Raw genomic sequence first — 17,401 nt, 5'->3', positions numbered from 1 at the left:
TTCACCGGGGACCCAGACCGAGCTGGGGTGCGAGTCCGGGCAGGCACGACCCGTCGGTGCTGAGCGCATCCTTTGCCGCCGATGGGTCGCGGTCGCGTACGGCTCGTTCGAGGTCGGGGAGCCACGCGAACTCGGACTGGTTCGCCAGGTCTGGGTCGGTGTCGCGGATCGGTGGCCAGGTGCGGGCGCTCAGGATGACGGCTGCGGAGCGTTTGGCCGCATCGTCGTCCCCGTCGCGAAGGGCGACGGCCCAGGTGTTGCTCCACGCGCACAGGGCGTGACCTGAGGTCCATAGGCGTACTGCGCCAGCTGACACGAGTGAGGGCTCGGGGTCCGAAGACAGGTCGTCGGTCTCCCACGCGAGGGCGCGGGTACGCGCCTGCACCGAGGGGAACGCGATGTCGGCGGTGGTCGTGTCTAGGACTGCGGCGAAGTCCGGGGCGGCGGGGTCGAGTCGCTCACCGGGCCCACCCAGCTCGACGTCCTCGGTGTCGACCGGTCCGCGGCCGGTGTGTGCGCTAATGACACTCGCCGTTGCCGCGCCTGCGCCACCGAGGGCCACGGCCGCAACGACGCCGGCCGCGACGGGCCGCCAGCGGGCCCATCGAGACTGGGGGGCCGCGACGGCGGTCGCGGTGATCTCGCGCCAAAGCGCCGCCTCCTCGCCAGGGTGGAAGGCGGGCACGGCGGGGGCGGCCTCTCGGACGGCGTTGCTGCAGGGCTGCCACCAGCTCACGTTGTCGTCCGTAGGCGCCACGGCTCCTCCTCTACAAGATGCTGTCATCTAGACGTGTTCGCGCGTTACATCCAATCCCGGGGACTTGCCGGTGGCCCGCCCGGTGACGTGGGCTGGGTGTCGGTCACCGGTCTGCTTCCCTGGGTTCGATTTGAGGGCGGCGAGGGCGCCGAGGTGTTCGAGGTGCGTCGAGCGCTTAGTCGATGGTGGGTCGGGTCCGGTCGGTACTGTCCGGCGCATGGGGTTTCTCGACGTGACCTTCCTCGTCGGTGCGGTCGCTGGCCCGGTAGTCGCGTTGACGTGCTGCGCGATCGTGCTGACAACGACGCGCCGGCGTGGCGTGGTGGTGCCGGTCGTCGTCCTGACCGCGTCGGTGGCGGTCGCATTCGCCGTCTTCTGGTTCTTCTGGGGTGAGGGCTTCGAGGCTGCCGACGCGGTCGCCGAGGTACCGCACGGGGTGCGCGTCGCGCAGGACGTCTCCTCGGTCGTGGGTGCGGCCGCAACGCTAGTCCTCGTCATGATGACGGCAGCCGTGCTGGTCCGGTCTCGCCGCGGATAGCGGAGGCGCTGCCGGCGGTTCGCCCTGACATCGCCGTCTACGGAGTGTCTTGACTTGGACATGGGCGGTCAGCGGCCGAACTAGCGTGCGCCGACGGGCACGAGCGGGCACCAGCGCCCGCGGCGGTCGATCGGTCGCGACCCCGTCTGCTGCGTACCTGGTAGTGCTGCCGACGACGATGCTGGAGGAGTTCCTGGGGCGCCGCCGAGTCAACGAGGGCGGCATGCAGGAACGCTGTACGAGCTTGGGGACAGTCGGGTGTCTGTTGACAGCCGCTGTCATTGTCGTTGCACCCAGCGCTGTGCACGGCGATCGTCCAACCGTGCTCGGGGACGGGGAGCTCGCCTCGCACCGCGAAGACGTAGTGGCGTCTCGCGGGAGGGCTGGATGGTGACGCTGTGTCCATGGCCGCAAGCGTGCATTGTTCCACCGCTCGCGGGGTAGCTCTGTTGCCCGACCTCTTGCACAGCCCGAGTGACATGCTGTCGCGGTGAGTGACCTGGACCGTCAGCTGCGCCTGACGGCGGAACTGGTGAGCCAGCGTCTGGCACTGGGCGACCACGATGAGGTCCCCCCGTGCGGTCGACCACGCCGCGACGTTCCGCAGCAAGTCCGACGCGGCTTCCGCGGCGGCCCGGCTCAGTGAGCTGGGTTTTGACGTCACGGCACGTAAGCGGCTGTTCGGGTCGGCCTTGGAGTTCTGCCACGTGGTCCCAACAGACCCCCAGTCCGCTGCAGCGTTCACCCGGGCAGTCGTTGAGGTGGTTGAGCAACATCGAGGCACCTACGACGGGGGGGGGGACTCCTCATCGAGGCGTAGCCGCTGGCGCGGAGCCATGCATCGTGAACGTGGGCGGGCCGCTGGTGCGACGGGTTCCGAGGCGTCAAGATGAACTGCCTGAGCCAGCCCAGGATCGTTGTGATCCCCACGCCGAGCGCGTCAAGGTGCTTGCGAGGCTGTGCGCGACGATTCGAAGGTTCGTGTCGCGATGAACGGCACCCGCAAGGTCGGTACGTCCCGTCCTGCTGCCGGGACCCGCTGACCTTCGGGCTCAGGGCGGTCATGACGTCGGGTACTCGCGTCGGATGGTTCCCGGGCGCCGCAACGGCTTCCTCGGCGCACGGTGTCCCGCGAACAGGCGCGCTCGGAGCGCTCAGCGGCGCGGTCGGTCTCGGACGTGTCGTCGGACGGTGCCGGTGAGTAGGGGCCACGCTTGACCCAGGTAGGCGACCGCGGCGACGGGATATCTGGGGTCGTCGAGGTGCGTGGGGGTGCCGGTGCCGTACAGCAGCGCTCCACAGACGGCGAAGAACACGACGAATGCCCATGCGACGCGGCTCTGACGTCGGTAGGTCATCCACAGCATGACGGCGATGATGGCAAGCCATAGAGTCTCCCAGCTGGCAGTGCCTGCACTCTGCCTATAGCTCGTCGCCAACACCTGGAGCACCAAGAACGCACCCGAGACCCACACCAGGCGCCGCACCGCAGGAGCCTTGTCTCCGGTGGCCGGGTCGCCCCGGTCGCCCTGGTCGCCTACCGCGGCGGTGTCCGTGGGCGAGCGGCCGCCGGACGTCACGAGATCTGCCCCGGTCGCGTGCGCCTCCCGCATGCGACCGCCACCAGCAGCGCGCTGCCGGCGGCCGCGAACACGGTGAACGCAGCAGCCACGTCGACGACGAACACTGCTGGCGACGTGCCGGTTGGGTGCTCCTGCGGTGAGGCCAGACGCAGCTTCGCCGGCAATGGCGGCTCTAGGTCACGCTGGTCCTGTCGCACCCACGGGAACGGGGCACCGAAGGCGACGTCGTGCTGCTCCTCCCGGTCACCGACCATGACGGAGTCGACCAGGGGGCTGAGCGCCACCACGACCACGGCAAGGACCGCGGCGGCCAGGAGCACGGCGAGTACCGCTGTGCGAGTCGGCCTGGCCGACTCCGCGCTGGAAGCCGGAGGAGTGGCCTGTGTGGTGGGCGGCTGGGTCACGTGTCGCATGGTGCCAGCCGTGCCGCAGCGGCAACGGGGTTCGATCGGACCCACGTCGTAGAACCTCAGCCGGCTGGCGTGTGCTCCGGGGATGTCGCGGGATGTGCGAGGGAGGTGCTGCGAAGACGTCGCAGCACGTGGAGGGGGGCTGCGTAGGTGAGGCCCTGCAGGCACGCCGGCGCCCCGAACACGAGGGCATCGACAACCCCATAGGGCAGAACTGTCGAGATGCCGGTCGCACCCAGCGTCAACCGCAGGAACATCTCAGTCGCCATGCCCGGAAGAGAGACCAGCGACAGCACCACGGTGACCACCTCGGGCACCCGCACGAAGCGCAACAGCAGGAACGACGCCGCGGCCGCTAGGAACACCGTCAGCTCTACGACGAGTCCCACCCGTCCGGCTCGACGTGAAGCGCTCATCCCCACCGTGTGAGCAATTCGGTGCCCGGACCCGAGACCACACGGTCATGGCCAAGGCTGTGGTGACGGTCAGGAACGCGGCCTGCCCTTCGGTCACCAGTGGTCATAGCGCATGGTTCCACGGCCGGGCGCGCACCGGTTCGGGCTTGTCCAGACTCAAGGGAGCGGGTCGTTCTACGGTGGCGGCCATGGAGCAGCGGCAGGACGAGTCTTGGCCCGACAGGTTCTGGGGCGAGTTCGAGAACTTGTTGTCGCACGAATTCCAGGGCCACACCAAGCAGGTGTACGCCACCGAGGCGAACACGATGGTCGTGGTGTGGCGCGGGCCGCTTCCGGCGTCGGTCGAGACCCGCTTTCGACCACTGATCGAGAGTGGCGACCTTGAGCTCGTCCGCCATGAGCCCGACGTGCTGGACCACCTGATCCGGCACCTGCAGGTCACGCTCGGGCGTGCCCGTCTCGCTGAGGTCGACGACGTCGAGTCCATCGCGGCGACGGCAGACGTAGGACGCCTTGTTCTGGTCCTCGACCAGGTCGTAGCGCACCCCGAGCACCTGCAGCGCGTCGTGAACGAGAAGGCGCACGACTACGGGATCAGCCTGGACCTGCGACTACCGCGGTGACTCCGACGCCGATGCCGCCGACGGACCGTCGCGTCACGTTCCTGCGCGGCCGCTCCCACTGCACGGTTCCCAGGTCCATCTCGGAGATGTAGATGCCGCGTCCGCGAGCCACAGGCGCGTCTGCGCTCGGATTTGGCACTTGGTCAGGGGCGTAGCGGCGAGAACCCAGTCGGAGTCCAGGCAGGAGGGCGTGGTGGGCCATCTGGGTGCGGTGAGGCGAGCGGGCTCGAAGCGGTGGCTATAAGCGCGGCGGTGAGATGAGACTTGCGCCGCAGGTTGTCACGAGGCCACGGAGGACGCCGATCTGTGGAACCGTGCTCGGCTGAGGCGGACCTGAGACGGGTCAGCGTCGGCGTTGGCGGGTGGGAGCTTCGCCGGTGTCGGTGCACGTGAGGAGGTACGTCGTGTCGAGGTACGGCTAGCGTCTGTTCTCGGACGTGCGCGGCTGGTCCTGCCAACCGTCTCTGGAGCCGGCCGGATGGTCGGCTTGGAGCCGGTCGACGGACCACGTGTGGACGAGGGCCGGGAAGCCCTCCAGGGGCGCCAACATCTCGACGTAGTCGTAGGGGTCGACGAGCAGCGTGGCCTTGAACGCGACCCGGTCGCCGACACGCAGCCGGGCGATGGCTGGGTCGTGGCCCGAGTAGTACGCACGTGGCCCGAAGTCGAGGACCACGGCGTGGTCGTCCTCGGCGAGGCCTTCGACCGCTGTGTGGTGGACGACGTCGGCGGTGATCTCGTAGGTGGCCACGCCACCGGTTCGACAAGCCCCTATGGGCTCATGAGGTGTGGGGCGGAGCCGGTGTGAGTCCGCTAGGTCGAGCTGGAGCGCGAACCGCTTGGTCCGGCGGGCCTTGAACTGCGGGTAGTTCCCGTCGTCAAGGACCCACTGCTCGAGCAGGACCTCGAGCTCGGCTGCGGGTGTCGGCCGCACGTCGTCTGGGTTCCCCATGGCGCTCATTGTGCGGTGCCGTCACATAGGGGCAGTCCGACGACCCCGCCACTGCCCTGGAGGGAGCTCATCGCGTCGACGGGCCCGTGTCGCTCAGCGTCGGCCCTCGATTTGCGCACGGAGCTCGTCGCGGGACGCTAGGACTCGTTCGCGCCCGCTGATGGTCAGATGTCGGATCTGCAGGTCGATGACTGCGGCGGCGGGGACCTCGGCGATGTGCAGAAGGTCTTGGATGGCTTGTACGGCCGCGTCGGGGTCGGGAGCTTGGCTCACGAGCTGGAGCACCTCATCCCTTCGGGCCCCGGCAGCTACCAGGGCGTCGAAGATCTCGAGCCTCTCGAGGTCCTGCTGGTGCGCGTCGGCCTGCTCACGGTCCATGTCTGCAGCCAACCACGTGGGGCAGTGCCGGGCGGATGCTCTGGTGTGGAGACGGGTTGTAGAACGCGGACCGCGACAGCACCGGCCGCGTCACATTCGAGCCAAGATCACTGCTGCCGGCTCGCGGGTCAGGCACGATGTCGTCCGTGTCTCACGTCCAGCGCTCGCCCTCGCCGGAGGAAGGGACTGGGCGCGGCACCCGAGCCAGGGCGCGGGCGTTGTGGCGCTGGTGGCAGTCGCTGCAGGCGCCGTCGGAGAGGCTCATGGACACATGGGGGCTGTTCGTCCCCGCCGCTGGCCTGCTGGTCGTCACGATCTTCGGGTTCTCGACGTTCTTGGACGCGTCACGCAACGAGGGCGCGTGGGGCACGTTCACGGCCGTCGAGGAGGACTGCAGCGGCCGCGGCGGCTGCCACTGGGTCGGGGTCTTCATCAGCGACGACGGGAGCGTCTACGACGACGAAGCCGAGTACGACGAAGGCATCGGCCGGGCCGGGGACGAGGTCCGCACCCAGGCGGTGGGTGTTGCCGGTGAGCTGTATAGCGATAACGACCGCACCTGGTTGTGGGCTCTCGCGGTCGACGTACCGGCGGCCCTGTACGTCGCGTGGTGGTTCAAGGTCCGGCGCTGGAGGGGCACCCGCAACGAGCAGCGGATGCGCGCCGCCGGGGGCGGTCTCTAGGGACGACGCCGCAGCGAAACCCCTCGGGTGGCCACCGGAAGCCCCGGTCTTCAGCGGCGTGAGATAGCCGCAGCCACCATGCGCGGTAGCGCCATCAGTGCACCAGCGGCCGCCACGGCCATGCCCAGGAACAGACCGAGTTGGCCGTCGCTGAAGACCGCGAGGAACAGGCCGCTGAACAGGACGACCAGCCCACATGAGATCAGCACTCGCGCCTCGCATGTGAGCGAAGCCTCGGCATCGGTGTCATTTCCAGAGGCGACGACACGAGGAGGACCAGGGGGGTTCATGGCCCCACTATCGACCAAACGCGTCGACCGAGGCGACTGCCTCACCTGGCCAGGCTGACCGGGGCCGTCCCAGTAGCGCGCTTTCCGGCATCAGGGACATACCCCGGTTAAAGGCCGCGTGCGACAGCCTCGCGGGCGAGTTGCGCGACCCGGGTCTTCGACAGCTTGGTCGCCTCGGCGAGCCGGTCGTAGGACCAGCCTTGGCGTCGCAGTTCCGCGACCGCGCGCAGCCGCGGCAGCGCGACCGGTTCGAGTGCGGTGTCGAGGGCGGCGTACACGTCGCCGACCGCGTCGATGAGCTCGAGCGGCTCAGTGATCTGCCCGAGCTGATCGGCTTCGGCGGCGATGGCGGCACGTAGCTCTGGTGACAGCTGCCCTGGGCGGTATCCGGCACGTCGACGTCGGGGCGGCATCGCACCACTCCAGGTCGTGCTGTTCTCTGTACGAGTTCAGGCTCGCCGATCCGGATGCGGTGCATGCCCGGTCGTGCGCGAGGTAGCGCGTCAGTCGGCAAGGTCGCCTCGCCGTGCGCTCAGGCGGTCAGGTCGACGGAGGTGCGGGCTCGGACGGAGGTTCGGGTTGCGTCCGCCGCTCGATCTCGCCCAAGAACCAGAACGCCATCCACGTGCCGGCGAGGTAGCTGTAGTGCTGGAACTTCTCGGGGGCTCCGAAGATCCACAGGACGGCGGCGATGACGCTCAGCGAGAGGGCAAACTGGAGCAGGGCCCGGGGTAGCAGCGTGGGGTTGCCGCGCAGCGTGGCGGCGAACTTCTGGCGCCTGTTCTTGGGGGAGTTGTTTGTGTCCTGCGCGCGGGCGGGGCGGTGGTGGGCGTGGCGGCTGGGCACGTTGTGAGTGTTCCACGGGTCGCGCCCCTGCGTCGGCGGTCTGCGGGTTCTGGCCAGGTGCGCGGGCCTGGGGGTTGCTAGTGGTTGTCCACGTCGGGGTTGGCGCCTGCGGTGCGGGCGGCGCCGGCGAGGCGTTCGATGAGGTCGGCGGCGCCGTTGACGAGGGGCCGGGCGCGGGTCCCGTCGGCTGTTTCGACGAGCACGTGGCGGCGGGGTGCGAACCAGGTGCGTTTGGTCCGGCTGAGTCGGGTGGTGGTGTCCAGGCCGATGTCGAGGGTGCGGCCGCCGAGGGCGCGGTCGAAGCCGTGGGGACGGAACTGAAGGCGCTGGTCGGGTGTGACGTGGAGTCGTCCACCGACTGCGCGGGGCCCGTCGTACAGGCTTGCGGTCTTGTCCCAGCTAGTGCTGCTCATGTTGGGCATCGTGTCAGGTCTGTTGGCGGTCCCTGGCGGGGTCGGGTGGTCCCCATCGTGTGAGCGGGGTGGTGTAGGTCCCGGGTGGTTTGGCTGGGGGTGGGCGCCGGTGAGGGCTTGGTTGGGCGTGGGGGCGGGTAGGTCGTCTGCGCTGGTGGTGGCGCGGGCGGCGGCCCATTGCTGAAGGTGGTCGGCCCGGATCCAGATGCGTTTCCCGTGTCGGGTGTGCGGGATGGTCCCGCGGTCTGCGCGGGCGCGTACGGCCTGTTCGGTGACGCCGAGTCTGGCTGCGGTTTGGGCGACGCTGAGCCATTCGTGGTCGCCGAGTTCGGGTGGCGGTGTGCGTCGTTGTGGGTCGACGCGGTCGTAGCGGAAGCGTCGTTCGGCTTCGGCGCGGAGGCGTTCTTCGCGTAGTGCGAGGACTTGGTCGAGGTGGAGGGTGCCGGTCCCTGGTCCGCGTACGCCGGTGGAGGTTAGTCGGCCGCTGCGGATGAACTTGGAGACGCTGGAGGTGTGGCAGCCGAGTAGGGCGGCGGCTTGGGCGTGGGTGATCAGCTCGGTCGGCTCGACGTCGTCGGTGCTGTCGGGGCTGCCGGGGGTGTCGGCGGCGTCGTCGCTTCCGGTGTGTTCGGGTGCCACGGCGTGCAGGGTGCCCGGCGCTGGTTGGGGCGAAACGACTGCGGCTGGGTCTGGGTCTGGGGTGTCGGGTTCGGTGGGTTAGGCCCAGGCCCAGCGGACGTCGACGTGCCGGTTGTGGTTGACGCCGCGGATGCGGGCTACGGCGCGGAGCAGGTTCCGGTAGCGCTCGTGGGTTTCGGTGCCGGTGTGTGGGTCGAGGACGACAACCGACCACGGGATGAGCCCGCAGAAGCGGGCTGCGGTGAGGAGGACTGCGACCGCGATGACGATGGGGAGCTCGATCGAGAGGAGGGCGGCGGCGAGGACGAGCACGAGGATGGGCGCGGTGATGATGATGACGACCCAGACCGCGAGGCCGATGAGGAACCCGGCGATGTCTTCGGAGACGTCGGTCGGGTCGAGGTCGCGGAGCGTGTTGGCTTTCATGACGCGTGCTCGGGGGCGCCATGGGAGTGCCCGTACGTCGAGGTAGGCGGTTTGGGGCGTCACCGTCGAACCGTTCGCCGGCCGTGTCATCGGGGCTGGTCCGCAGCGGCGGATCGCCGTCGGCGAACGACTTTGGTGACAAGCCAGATGAGGAGTGCGGCACCAGTGACAATGCGGCTGAGGGTCAGCGCCTGGCTCTCGTTGAGCGCCACGAATCCGACGAGACCGATGAGGGCTCCGATGATGGCGAGGCCCAGGCACAACCGGGCGACGCGGTCGGGCCGGCGGGCCTGCGGCCCGGTGCCGTCCTCGAGGCGCCGTCCGGGGCCCTGTGGATGGCGTGACCGGGGCTTGAGGGTGGGCACGAGGTCATTGTGCCGTTCGTGAGGCCTCGTGGCAGTGCTCTGACCAAGTCTGCTGGCCCGTGCGGCTGACCCCACCGGTGGCGCTTGCGGACCTGTATGGGGACCGGTCGTTCCTAGCCGGTTCCTGCACAGCCGGCGCGCGACTACCGGCGGCGCATGCGGTCGCGGACGGCGTGGGTGGCGTACCCGATGACGCCACCGACGACGGTGGCGGTGAACCCGACCTCGACGCCGGTGCCGTACTCGTACACGTTTCCCAGCCACCACGCTGCCCCGAGGACCGGTGATGCGGTCACCGCAGCGATGCCGACCCGGCGTGCGACCGCGACGGCCTGCGGTGCAGCGAGTCCGGCGGTTCCGGCTCGCGAAGGCGTGCGGGTCTGGGGCAGGTCGGAGGTGAGTTGAAGCAGGTCGTACCTGGTGACGGCGCTCAACGCGAGCGACTGGCGTCGGTCGAGCTCGTCGGCGGTCAGGCGCCCGTGGGCGTGGTGGCCGTTGAGGTCGGCGATGACGGTGTCGCGTTCGGTGTCGCCTACGCGTTCGGACAGCGCGCTGAGGGCTGCTGCGTCCAGGGGCGTGCTCATCTGCCGATGGTGGCACTCGGTGGCCTGGCGGCCGGTGAGGCGTTGCGCGTGTCGTGCGCGGTCGATGCGACACCCCGGGTGCCGGGCGGGTGCCTGGATACGTACGTCGGCGAGCCGCATGCGTACGGTCGTGGGATGTCGAACGTGCAGCGGACGGTGGCCCGGGTGCTGCTGTTGAACGCGGCCGGCGAGACGTTGCTGTTCGAGGGGTTGGACCTGTCCGACGCGGCCGCTCCTCGATGGTGGTTGACGCCTGGGGGTGGCGTGCGGGACGGAGAGTCGTTGCGGGCGGCTGCGTTGCGGGAGGTGCGCGAGGAGACCGGTTTCGAGTTGACGAACCTGCTGGGGCCACTGCGGACCGCGGAGACGACGTTTCGCAGCCACGGTGTCGTGACCGATCAGGTGGAGCACTACTTCGCGGCCCGGGTGGACGGTGCGTCGCCCACGTCGGATGGTTGGACGGCCCTCGAACGAGCGTCGGTGACTGGCTGGCGGTGGTGGTCACCGGCAGACCTGGAGTCGGCCGATGTTCTCTTCTTCCCCGTCGACCTCCTGGACCTGCTCCGTGTGGCCCAGGCCGCGTTGCGCGGCATGTGGTGAGCCATGACGTCTTTGCTGCCGCCGTGCAGAGGTCTGCACCCGCTCGAATGAGCCTGATCGGGTTGGGCAGGGCGACTTTGGCGCACGGCGCGGTCGATCCTGCAGGCGGGGGCGGGTGCCCTCGTTGCGTGACAGGTACTCGACGTTGCCCCTCGCCTGGAAGGGTGCCCGCGCTACGCAGCGTGGGACCTACCTGCGGTGGGCGACGTAGATCCACTCCCGGCCGGGGCGGTCCGGTGCGTCGCGGACCTCGACGACCTCGTAGCCGTTCGCGTCGAGGCTTCCGAGGATCTCGTCGTCGCGCCAGAACCGCAGCGTCGAGTCAGACGAGAGCACGGCGCCGTCTGAGCCGATCCGGTACTGGTGCTGGAACCGTACGAATGGGAGGTCCACGTCGAGAACCTGCCGGCGGTGCTCCACCTGTCCGACTCCGGGCACCACCAGGGTCCTCGGGGAGGTGTCCGCGGCCCAGTCCTCCCAAGCTCGGCGGTCGGGGCGTCTCGTCTCGAAGACGAGGTGACCGCCTGGCCGCAACGCTGCGTGCGCGCCGCGGAGGGTGGCGTGCCAGTCGGTCTCGGTGAGGAAGACCTGGGCGACGTTGCCGGTCATCGTCACCAGGTCCGCCCGGTCGTGCGGCAGAGTCGAGGCGTCACCGAGGACCCATCTCACCTGTCCCGCGCCCGGCTTCGTGCGCGCCACTTCCAGGGACGCGGCAGCCGGGTCGACCCCGACCACACGACACCCCGAAGCGGCGAGGAGCAGCGCCAGCGCGCCGGTGCCACATCCCAGGTCGACGACGTCGCGAGCCTCCAGCTCGCGGGCCAGGTCCACGTAGGCCGCCAGGTCGTCGCGCTCGCCGTCGAAGGTGTCGTACAGCGCGGCCAGGCGCGGGTCTTCGTAGATGGCGTCGGGCATCACCGCACGGTAGTCGAGCGGTCGGCTGGCCCGACCGTGCAACGCGACGGGGTTAGTGGCATGTACGCCTGCTGTCGGGGGTGCCGCTGTGGCCAGCTGGAGTGCTGGAACGTGCGCATGGTCTCGTGGCTACCGGCGGGCGCGCTCCCGTGGCGCGTCCTCGCCGTAGGCAACGCGGCGTGCCCGCCCGGGCAGGACTGCCTCGAGGGCCGCGGCGACCGCCGCAGAGCAGCCGATGCTGAACTCGATCTCCTCATCGACCTCACACGCCAGGCACCACGAGTGGTCGTCCGGCCACACCAGGTCCGGCTCGGCGGCAATGCCGGCGTCCGGCGTGCCGTCGGGAAAGGACCACACGGTCTGTTGGGCGTACCGCGTCGCTGTCACGGGGCCGGTGAACAGGTACATCCACGCGTTCGGCAGGGGCACGACCGGTGCGACTGGGTCGGGTCCGTTGGCGAACCCGTGCCCGTGCCACACCCCGACGTAGGCGATATCGGGGGTGGTGGTGTGCGCTGCGAGCACCTGGAGCCGGGCCTCCATCGGGTGGACCCCGGCACCGGGCCCCATGTCGAAGACGACGTTGCCGTCGACTGGGAGGCGCAGGTAGGTGTCGAACCCGGGTGGGCCGTAGCGCAGCACGGTCGGCGCGTCGCCGGTCCGTGCGGCGGCGAGGATCCAGCCGGCCGGGGTGGTGTCGGCGGCGGGTCGCAGGACACTCATGTGCTCAGTGTGACCGGCGACGGTCTACGTCCACTCGCTGCGGCGCCCGCACTCCTGTGACCATCCCTGGGTCGCGTCGTGGACGACGTCGAGGTACTGCTCGGCGTCGAAGGTGATGCTGGGCAGGTTCAGCTGGGTCGGCAGGAGGTCTTCGTCTGCGTCCGGGTCGTGAACGGGGTCGGGCCACGTCGAGTCTTCGTGGAACGGTCCGTCGTACTCGCCGGCGTGGAAGTCGTAGAAGTCGCTCCACGTGATCTGGTCGCCGGTGCGGCTGATGAGCCCTGTGAGGGCGGAGCAGCCGAAGATGCCGCACCCGCATCCGTACAGCGCGACTCGGCGAGGCGGGTCGGTCGGCAGCAGGGCACCGGTCTCGAACAGGTCCCGTGGATGGTTGCCTGTGATGAAGTGTCTCCTGCCGAGCGGGTCCTTGCCGTTGAGGAGCAGCCGAACCTGCGGGCCGGCTTCGTGGCCACGCTCGACCCGTATCTCGAGCCGGACGACCGTGCCCTCCGGTGCGGTCTTGACGAGGGCCTGACCGATCCTGCTGCCGCGGCGTCGGGACGGGTTCACAAGCTCAACCATACGCACCTGGCGGCGCCTGCCGCCGCCCAAAAGAGCGAGGGGCCCGACCGTGCTGTATCGCGGCGCTTTTGTTCGCTATGACCGTTCTGGTGGAGCCGTGAGGTGTATCCGCTGCACTTGGTGTCCTGCTTGATCTAGACCTACGAGGGCTGTTACGTCCTCGACGGCGGGCCGGACTAGGACGAAGACTCGCAGCGAATCCCCGCCTTCCGTTGACGCGTCCGAACAGGCCAGGGTGGCCGCCTGGGACTGGCGGGTGACGTCTTGACTCTCTGCGCGAATCGTTCGGATCCGGGAGGTGGTGAGTCCGTACAGGTAGTAGTTTCCCACCCCAGGCTTGAGCCCAGCGCCGAAGCCGATCTCAGTTGATCCGGGGATGTCGAACCCGGACCTGCTTTCGTGCTCGCGCCCGCGCACGAAGAGAACCAAGTGGTGAGGGTGCCCCAATTCACCTTCAGGTGCGTACAGGAGCATCCACGGTTCCCCATCTGGAGCTACGCCTTCCGCCGCAACGAGATTCCGATCATCGCTCACTCGGTCAGCCTTCCACGGAAACAGGCGGGTTTGCTGCCCGATCGATCCGATGACGCCAGGGTGCAGCAAGGTCGTGCAGAGACACAACTAGTCTCAGCTACGGAGGTCGCGCCAGAGATCTCTTACGGCATCATCGCGCCGACCATGACGCCGACCCAGCTTCAACGACGCGAGACACTTACATCGGTCGGGCTGCAGTGCTGAGGCAACGTGGACGACGCCGGGCTGGTATCGCTGGTCGAGCTCGTGTTGAGCGTGGGGTCGTCGTGTACGAGCAGGACGTCCACGCATCGGAAGCTGGGCGCGGACGTGACTGCTCCTGGGATCCTGAAGAAGTCTTCGTGGGCGAGCTGCCTCCGCTCGGGGTTGATGATGCGATTCTGGCCGCTCGCGCTCGCGAGCACTGCAGGCCCGACGCCGCGCACGCTCGGCCCTGGGTGTGCCGTCGTGCCTTTGCTGCAGTGGAGCCGGTGTTGGCCTCGAACCTGACAGTGGTCCTGTCGGCCGATTCCGGGGTTCGGTTCGCGGTCCGTGAGCGGGACGACCTCCCCGGAATTCTCCAGCAACAGCATCGACATGTGGCTGGGCCACGACCGGCCACTCAGACTTCGCAGGTTTGTGCCGTGCAATCAGAACAAGACCTAGCGGCCACCGGTGCCACGTCCAGTGGGCACGCAATCATCCGGTGACAGACGACCCCAAGCATCTCGCCTGCCAACGCACACGAACTGTCACCGCGTCCGCATGAACGGTGGCGGACTCGCGAGAGAAGCGCTTCGTACAGTTGGTGTGCCCATCGCCTACATGATGGTCAGCTCTCTGCTCCTCGGCGCATGCTCCTCTGCTTCGAATAGTGAACCGAACAGCAAGCCGTCGATGGCATCGCTAGACGCGCCCGAGGAGGTCTGTTTGAACGGTGTCCAGCGAACGCCGCGTTCCAACATCAACGTCGACCGGGCCACCGTCGTCCCGCTAGCCCGCGTGAAAAAATGGGTCCTGGAAGTCCCCGACAGGGACTGGGCGACCTTCTCGGCCAGCCTGGTCGACGCACCACTCACCGAGCGAGTCGGCGTGTGCGTGCTTTCAAAGGCGGACGGGTCTGGGTTCAAGCCGATGGCAGCCCGGAGTCTTTCGAGTCGGTCGTGCAAATCACACGCGCCAATGGGGAGTCGACCGTCGTCCAGTTCGACACCCTGGACGGAAACCTCGACAGCACCCCCACCACGTTCACCCGCTACGACTGACGCGCCGCTGAGGCTTCTTGTGGCGGTGCCCCCTTGGGTCGGCGCCGCGTAGATGGGCCATCCAGCGAAGCCCCACGGTACTTCGCCCCATCAGGGTGGCCTGGTCTGCCGCATGGGCACGTGACATGTGCATGGGAAGAATTGCGGGTGTAAACGGGCCGCGAGATGACTGTCTGAAGTCGATGAGCGGCAAGACTTACGCGGGACCGGTGGCTCGCTACCGGGCGTGGGTCTAGCGTCGAAGACCAACAAAGTCAGGGCGGCACGACCGAGTGCCGGGGGCCCTTGTGTCGTGCCGCACTTATTCACCACTAATTGGGTCCAAAACCAGCAGAGGCCGGCCCGTGAGGCCAAAGGAAACTGGCTGGCCGCGAGGTCTTTTCGCAGGTCAGAGCCAAACGAAGCCCATCGCAGCAAAGAAGTACTGGGCTGGTGAGATGGACAAGGGGTCGCAGGTTCAAATCCTGTCAGCCCGACCGATGCACCGCCCCTGACCTGCAGAGATGTAGGTCAGGGGCGTTCTGCAATTTGACCCCCACCCCCCCAGATGACGCACTTATTCACCCCTGTGCGATCTGCGTCAGCTCGGCATTGGTGATGCGACTCTGGCCGCTCGCGCTCGAGCGCACTGCCCGGGCCCGACGCCGCACACGCTCGGCCCAGGGTGTGCCGTCGTGTCTTTGCTGCAGCACAAACCCATGGCGACGCCGGCCACTGCTCCGGTGACGACGGAGGTGATCATGCCCAAGTGCGGATGGCGCCTGCGACGGACAGGGCAGTCATCCTGGCTCCAAGCGGGGTGTCAGCATTCCTCGAGTCTGCCTGCCCCCGTCTCAGCCTAGGTGCGACGGCGTCGAGGTTGACCCGTTCGACCGGCAGGTCACACGAAGTGAGGAGTGGTGCGCGACGAGGGACGCGCGTTCGGATTCCCCTTCAGGACGCGCCGTTGATGCGGAAGTCGACGGTCTCGACCTTGGAGGCGACGCCGATGGCTTCCAGGTCGCGGCGGTCGATGCGTCCGTCGGCGTTCTGGTCGGTGACGACGGCGGGTGCGTCGTTGTAGATGCCGTCGTGGTTCAGGTCGTCGATGACGGCGACGGTCAGCCTGGTGGTGACGTCCTTGCCGGCGATCGGGGCGCCGACGATCCAGGTGTCCCAGATCTCGACGTCGTTCCTGGAGCGGTCGGTGACGCCGGTGAGGTTGAACAGGTTGGCCAGGTTGGTTCCGGGCCCGGAGAAGCCGGGCAGGGTGCTGTTGGTGGTGCTGGTGAGCACGACCAGGCCGGGCATCCGGTCGTCGGCACCGGTCGAGAAGCTACCGGGGAAGGGAGCGGTGTTGTTGTGCGCGGCCGGCCCGGTCAACTGGTTGGCGGTGAAGCCGGTGCCTGCCAGGGTGGTGTCGTGGAAGTCGATGTCGAGGTCGACGAACCATCCGGCTCCGGCGATGCCGGCGTTGTCGCCGCGTGCGGGGGCGAGGATCTCGACGTCCACGGACTTGGTCGCGTGGTGGCGGTCGCGGTGCCCAGGCCCAGGGGCGGCGGAGGCGCTGCCGGCGGTGGCGGCGTAGGTGCCGCCGAGCGCCGCGGTCACGGTGAGGGCGGTGAGGGCGGTGGTCATCTTCTTCATGGTGGGTTCCTTTTTCGTCGGATGTCACGCATGGGTACGCCGTCGCCGGCGGATCGGTTCACCGGGTAGTGGTGGAGAGCACGAGATCACCGTCGGAGTCGGTGACTCGCACCTGGGCCACGTCGCGCGTGACGAATGCCGCCGCCCCGGTCACGTGCGCCTCGCCGTTGCCGGTCGATCCCCAGGTGGCGACCTGCTGGCGCTCTCCCTCGGGTGAGACCAGCCAGGCGATGAACTGCTCGTCTTGTGGGAGCCCCCGCAGGTCGAGCTCGACCGACGTGCCCCAGGGCTTGGCGCTCAAAGAGGTCGCACCGGTGGCGCTCACACCCGCCGGTGCGCCCAGCGCGAGAGTCGTTCCGACCGGTGTGTCAGGACCGAGTACCAGCGCCGTGCCGACACCCGCTCCGGCGACCAGCGCGACCGCGGCGGCCGCGGTCAGCTGGAGCCGGCGACGTCGACGGCGGGTCCTCAGGGCTCCGACCGCGTCCCCCAAGGCAGCATCGGAAGTTTCGCGGTGTGCTGATGCCGGCGCCCCGTCCCGCAGCAGCGCCGGCAGCCCGGCGTACGTCGCGAGCTCGTCGCGGCACGCGGCACAGGTCGGGAGATGGGCCTTGAGCCGAGCCCGGTCGTCGGCGTCGAGACCGCCCAGGACGTAGGGGCCCAGCAGCTCGCGCAGCCGGGTGTGAGTGTGGTCCTCCTCGTGCTCGTTCATCGCTCGACTCCCATCTCTTCGAACGCGGTCCGCAGGATGCGGATCGCGTAGTACGACCGTGACTTCACGGTGCCGGGGCGCAGTCCGAGGGTGCTGGCGGCCTCGGTGACCGTGGCGCCGCGGTAGTAGAGCTCGTCGACCACGGCCCGGTGTTCGGGTGAGAGCCGGTCCAGCGCCTGCTCGACGACGAAGGCGTCGACGACCGCGTCTGCACGATCACCGACCGACTGGGCTGCCGAGGCGTCGTCTTCGCCGATGAGTCGTGGGCGGCGCGCGTCAGCGCGCCACAAATCGATGACCAGGTTGCGGGCCACCGCGAACAGGTAGGCCCGCGGCTCACCACGGGACGGATCGATCTTGTCCAGGTTGCGCCAGCCGCGGAGCATCGTTTCTTGCACGACGTCCTCGGCGCGGCCCCGGTCATCGACCAGGCGCAGCACGAAGGTCATCAGGGCCGTCCCGTGCCGTAGGTAGAGCTCGGTCAGCACCCGCTCGTCGGCCTCGGCCGTCCTACCGGGTGCCCGCGAGCCCGGGCGTAGCGATCTCACGAGCCTGGGTACGA

24 protein-coding genes and 1 pseudogene are annotated in these 17,401 nt (G+C 68.7%); 5 read left to right on the top strand and 20 right to left on the bottom strand.

The features are described from left to right. Window position 1 precedes the first annotated feature (1 nt). Window positions 2-685, bottom strand: coding sequence for a hypothetical protein (locus EDD33_RS19930; protein ID WP_170169740.1), 684 nt, complete (start codon window positions 683-685; stop codon window positions 2-4). Window positions 686-974: 289 nt separating this feature from the next. Between EDD33_RS19930 and EDD33_RS08645 the strand changes: the two genes are divergently transcribed. Beyond that, entirely contained in the window at window positions 975-1,295 is a 321-nt protein-coding gene (locus EDD33_RS08645; protein WP_123390106.1) for a hypothetical protein, read from the top strand. Window positions 1,296-1,858: 563 nt separating this feature from the next. Beyond that, on the top strand, window positions 1,859-2,188 hold the full coding sequence (locus EDD33_RS20815) for a ribonuclease E inhibitor RraB (RefSeq protein WP_123390104.1): 330 nt from the start codon (window positions 1,859-1,861) through the stop codon (window positions 2,186-2,188). A gap of 261 nt (window positions 2,189-2,449) precedes the next feature. Here the strand turns inward: EDD33_RS20815 and EDD33_RS08635 are convergent, their stop codons facing one another. The 3 genes from EDD33_RS08635 to EDD33_RS08625 all read right to left on the bottom strand — a co-directional run bounded on the left by EDD33_RS08635 (window position 2,450) and on the right by EDD33_RS08625 (window position 3,677). After that, window positions 2,450-2,782, bottom strand: coding sequence for a hypothetical protein (locus EDD33_RS08635; protein ID WP_148076976.1), 333 nt, complete (start codon window positions 2,780-2,782; stop codon window positions 2,450-2,452). Window positions 2,783-2,871: 89 nt separating this feature from the next. Continuing rightward, window positions 2,872-3,282: a hypothetical protein gene (locus EDD33_RS08630; RefSeq protein WP_148076975.1), complete on the bottom strand. Its 411-nt coding sequence runs from the start codon at window positions 3,280-3,282 to the stop codon at window positions 2,872-2,874. Between the two features lie 65 nt (window positions 3,283-3,347). Continuing rightward, window positions 3,348-3,677: a hypothetical protein gene (locus EDD33_RS08625; protein WP_123390097.1), complete on the bottom strand. Its 330-nt coding sequence runs from the start codon at window positions 3,675-3,677 to the stop codon at window positions 3,348-3,350. A 215-nt stretch (window positions 3,678-3,892) separates the two neighbouring features. Here EDD33_RS08625 and EDD33_RS08620 point away from each other — a divergent pair, with 215 nt between their 5' ends. Beyond that, window positions 3,893-4,327, top strand: a complete 435-nt coding sequence (locus EDD33_RS08620) for a hypothetical protein (protein WP_148076974.1) — start codon at window positions 3,893-3,895, stop codon at window positions 4,325-4,327. Between the two features lie 418 nt (window positions 4,328-4,745). On the opposite strand, the gene EDD33_RS08615 is transcribed toward EDD33_RS08620, so the two are convergent. Both EDD33_RS08615 and EDD33_RS08610 read right to left on the bottom strand, forming a co-directional pair. Beyond that, on the bottom strand, window positions 4,746-5,279 hold the full coding sequence (locus tag EDD33_RS08615; RefSeq protein WP_148076973.1) for a hypothetical protein: 534 nt from the start codon (window positions 5,277-5,279) through the stop codon (window positions 4,746-4,748). Window positions 5,280-5,372: 93 nt separating this feature from the next. Beyond that, window positions 5,373-5,657, bottom strand: a complete 285-nt coding sequence (locus tag EDD33_RS08610) for a hypothetical protein (protein ID WP_123390090.1) — start codon at window positions 5,655-5,657, stop codon at window positions 5,373-5,375. A gap of 263 nt (window positions 5,658-5,920) precedes the next feature. On the opposite strand from EDD33_RS08610, the gene EDD33_RS08605 reads away from it, so the two are divergent. After that, window positions 5,921-6,340 (top strand): hypothetical protein, encoded by a 420-nt coding sequence (locus EDD33_RS08605; RefSeq protein WP_148076972.1) that lies wholly within the window; start codon window positions 5,921-5,923, stop codon window positions 6,338-6,340. Window positions 6,341-6,390: 50 nt separating this feature from the next. On the opposite strand, the gene EDD33_RS19660 is transcribed toward EDD33_RS08605, so the two are convergent. The 8 genes and pseudogenes from EDD33_RS19660 to EDD33_RS08580 all read right to left on the bottom strand — a co-directional run bounded on the left by EDD33_RS19660 (window position 6,391) and on the right by EDD33_RS08580 (window position 10,023). After that, entirely contained in the window at window positions 6,391-6,630 is a 240-nt protein-coding gene (locus EDD33_RS19660) for a hypothetical protein (RefSeq protein ID WP_148076971.1), read from the bottom strand. A 107-nt stretch (window positions 6,631-6,737) separates the two neighbouring features. Then, a complete protein-coding gene (locus EDD33_RS19655) occupies window positions 6,738-7,043 on the bottom strand; it encodes a hypothetical protein (RefSeq protein ID WP_148076970.1) in 306 nt (101 codons plus the stop codon). Between the two features lie 127 nt (window positions 7,044-7,170). Next, entirely contained in the window at window positions 7,171-7,476 is a 306-nt protein-coding gene (locus tag EDD33_RS08600) for a hypothetical protein (protein WP_123390086.1), read from the bottom strand. Between the two features lie 77 nt (window positions 7,477-7,553). Next, window positions 7,554-7,889, bottom strand: coding sequence for a hypothetical protein (locus EDD33_RS20505; RefSeq protein ID WP_246003434.1), 336 nt, complete (start codon window positions 7,887-7,889; stop codon window positions 7,554-7,556). Between the two features lie 174 nt (window positions 7,890-8,063). Further along, window positions 8,064-8,528: pseudogene (locus EDD33_RS20810) on the bottom strand (helix-turn-helix domain-containing protein); the annotation flags it as partial. Window positions 8,529-8,606: 78 nt separating this feature from the next. Continuing rightward, window positions 8,607-8,954 carry a hypothetical protein gene (locus tag EDD33_RS08590; RefSeq protein WP_123390082.1) on the bottom strand — a complete coding sequence of 116 codons (348 nt, stop codon included), beginning with the start codon at window positions 8,952-8,954 and terminating at the stop codon, window positions 8,607-8,609. Window positions 8,955-9,040: 86 nt separating this feature from the next. After that, the gene (locus tag EDD33_RS19650) at window positions 9,041-9,319 is read right to left on the bottom strand and encodes a hypothetical protein (RefSeq protein WP_148076969.1); all 279 of its coding nucleotides are present in this window, start codon (window positions 9,317-9,319) and stop codon (window positions 9,041-9,043) included. 143 nt (window positions 9,320-9,462) lie between these two features. Next, entirely contained in the window at window positions 9,463-10,023 is a 561-nt protein-coding gene (locus EDD33_RS08580) for a DUF1707 SHOCT-like domain-containing protein (protein WP_123393203.1), read from the bottom strand. 15 nt (window positions 10,024-10,038) lie between these two features. On the opposite strand from EDD33_RS08580, the gene EDD33_RS08575 reads away from it, so the two are divergent. Further along, window positions 10,039-10,503: an NUDIX hydrolase gene (locus EDD33_RS08575; RefSeq protein WP_170169738.1), complete on the top strand. Its 465-nt coding sequence runs from the start codon at window positions 10,039-10,041 to the stop codon at window positions 10,501-10,503. Between the two features lie 189 nt (window positions 10,504-10,692). Here the strand turns inward: EDD33_RS08575 and EDD33_RS08570 are convergent, their stop codons facing one another. The 6 genes from EDD33_RS08570 to EDD33_RS08540 form a co-directional block, all read right to left on the bottom strand. Beyond that, window positions 10,693-11,418 carry a class I SAM-dependent methyltransferase gene (locus tag EDD33_RS08570; protein ID WP_123393202.1) on the bottom strand — a complete coding sequence of 242 codons (726 nt, stop codon included), beginning with the start codon at window positions 11,416-11,418 and terminating at the stop codon, window positions 10,693-10,695. 129 nt (window positions 11,419-11,547) lie between these two features. Then, complete coding sequence (locus EDD33_RS08565; protein ID WP_123390077.1) at window positions 11,548-12,141, bottom strand: hypothetical protein; 594 nt, start codon at window positions 12,139-12,141, stop codon at window positions 11,548-11,550. A 24-nt stretch (window positions 12,142-12,165) separates the two neighbouring features. Beyond that, complete coding sequence (locus tag EDD33_RS08560) at window positions 12,166-12,711, bottom strand: hypothetical protein (protein WP_148076967.1); 546 nt, start codon at window positions 12,709-12,711, stop codon at window positions 12,166-12,168. Window positions 12,712-15,434: 2,723 nt separating this feature from the next. Beyond that, complete coding sequence (locus tag EDD33_RS08550) at window positions 15,435-16,127, bottom strand: hypothetical protein (RefSeq protein WP_123390072.1); 693 nt, start codon at window positions 16,125-16,127, stop codon at window positions 15,435-15,437. 58 nt (window positions 16,128-16,185) lie between these two features. Next, window positions 16,186-16,839 carry an anti-sigma factor family protein gene (locus EDD33_RS08545; RefSeq protein WP_123390070.1) on the bottom strand — a complete coding sequence of 218 codons (654 nt, stop codon included), beginning with the start codon at window positions 16,837-16,839 and terminating at the stop codon, window positions 16,186-16,188. After that, on the bottom strand, window positions 16,836-17,327 hold the full coding sequence (locus EDD33_RS08540) for a sigma-70 family RNA polymerase sigma factor (protein WP_281274138.1): 492 nt from the start codon (window positions 17,325-17,327) through the stop codon (window positions 16,836-16,838). Before EDD33_RS08540 ends, EDD33_RS08545 begins: the two co-directional genes overlap by 4 nt. Between the last annotated feature and the right edge of the window lie 74 nt (window positions 17,328-17,401).

The organism is Nocardioides aurantiacus (assembly GCF_003752505.1).
Lineage (GTDB): Bacteria > Actinomycetota > Actinomycetes > Propionibacteriales > Nocardioidaceae > Marmoricola > Marmoricola aurantiacus.
Note: the sequence above shows the minus strand (reverse complement) of the source record. Positions and strands in the feature narration are given on the sequence as shown.

Excerpts from the sequence above, each read along its gene's own strand:
- EDD33_RS08610 (WP_123390090.1), bottom strand. The coding sequence starts at position 5,657 with ATGGACCGTGAGCAGGCCGACGCGCACCAGCAGGACCTCGAGAGGCTC.
- EDD33_RS19660 (WP_148076971.1), bottom strand. The coding sequence starts at position 6,630 with ATGAACCCCCCTGGTCCTCCTCGTGTCGTCGCCTCTGGAAATGACACC.
- EDD33_RS19655 (WP_148076970.1), bottom strand. The coding sequence starts at position 7,043 with ATGCCGCCCCGACGTCGACGTGCCGGATACCGCCCAGGGCAGCTGTCA.
- EDD33_RS08645 (WP_123390106.1), top strand. The coding sequence starts at position 975 with ATGGGGTTTCTCGACGTGACCTTCCTCGTCGGTGCGGTCGCTGGCCCG.
- EDD33_RS20815 (WP_123390104.1), top strand. The coding sequence starts at position 1,859 with ATGAGGTCCCCCCGTGCGGTCGACCACGCCGCGACGTTCCGCAGCAAG.
- EDD33_RS08565 (WP_123390077.1), bottom strand. The coding sequence starts at position 12,141 with ATGAGTGTCCTGCGACCCGCCGCCGACACCACCCCGGCCGGCTGGATC.
- EDD33_RS08545 (WP_123390070.1), bottom strand. The coding sequence starts at position 16,839 with ATGAACGAGCACGAGGAGGACCACACTCACACCCGGCTGCGCGAGCTG.
- EDD33_RS08615 (WP_148076973.1), bottom strand. The coding sequence starts at position 5,279 with ATGGGGAACCCAGACGACGTGCGGCCGACACCCGCAGCCGAGCTCGAG.
- EDD33_RS20505 (WP_246003434.1), bottom strand. The coding sequence starts at position 7,889 with ATGAGCAGCACTAGCTGGGACAAGACCGCAAGCCTGTACGACGGGCCC.
- EDD33_RS08570 (WP_123393202.1), bottom strand. The coding sequence starts at position 11,418 with ATGCCCGACGCCATCTACGAAGACCCGCGCCTGGCCGCGCTGTACGAC.
- EDD33_RS08550 (WP_123390072.1), bottom strand. The coding sequence starts at position 16,127 with ATGAAGAAGATGACCACCGCCCTCACCGCCCTCACCGTGACCGCGGCG.
- EDD33_RS08575 (WP_170169738.1), top strand. The coding sequence starts at position 10,039 with ATGTCGAACGTGCAGCGGACGGTGGCCCGGGTGCTGCTGTTGAACGCG.
- EDD33_RS08620 (WP_148076974.1), top strand. The coding sequence starts at position 3,893 with ATGGAGCAGCGGCAGGACGAGTCTTGGCCCGACAGGTTCTGGGGCGAG.
- EDD33_RS08580 (WP_123393203.1), bottom strand. The coding sequence starts at position 10,023 with ATGCGGCTCGCCGACGTACGTATCCAGGCACCCGCCCGGCACCCGGGG.
- EDD33_RS08605 (WP_148076972.1), top strand. The coding sequence starts at position 5,921 with ATGGACACATGGGGGCTGTTCGTCCCCGCCGCTGGCCTGCTGGTCGTC.
- EDD33_RS08590 (WP_123390082.1), bottom strand. The coding sequence starts at position 8,954 with ATGAAAGCCAACACGCTCCGCGACCTCGACCCGACCGACGTCTCCGAA.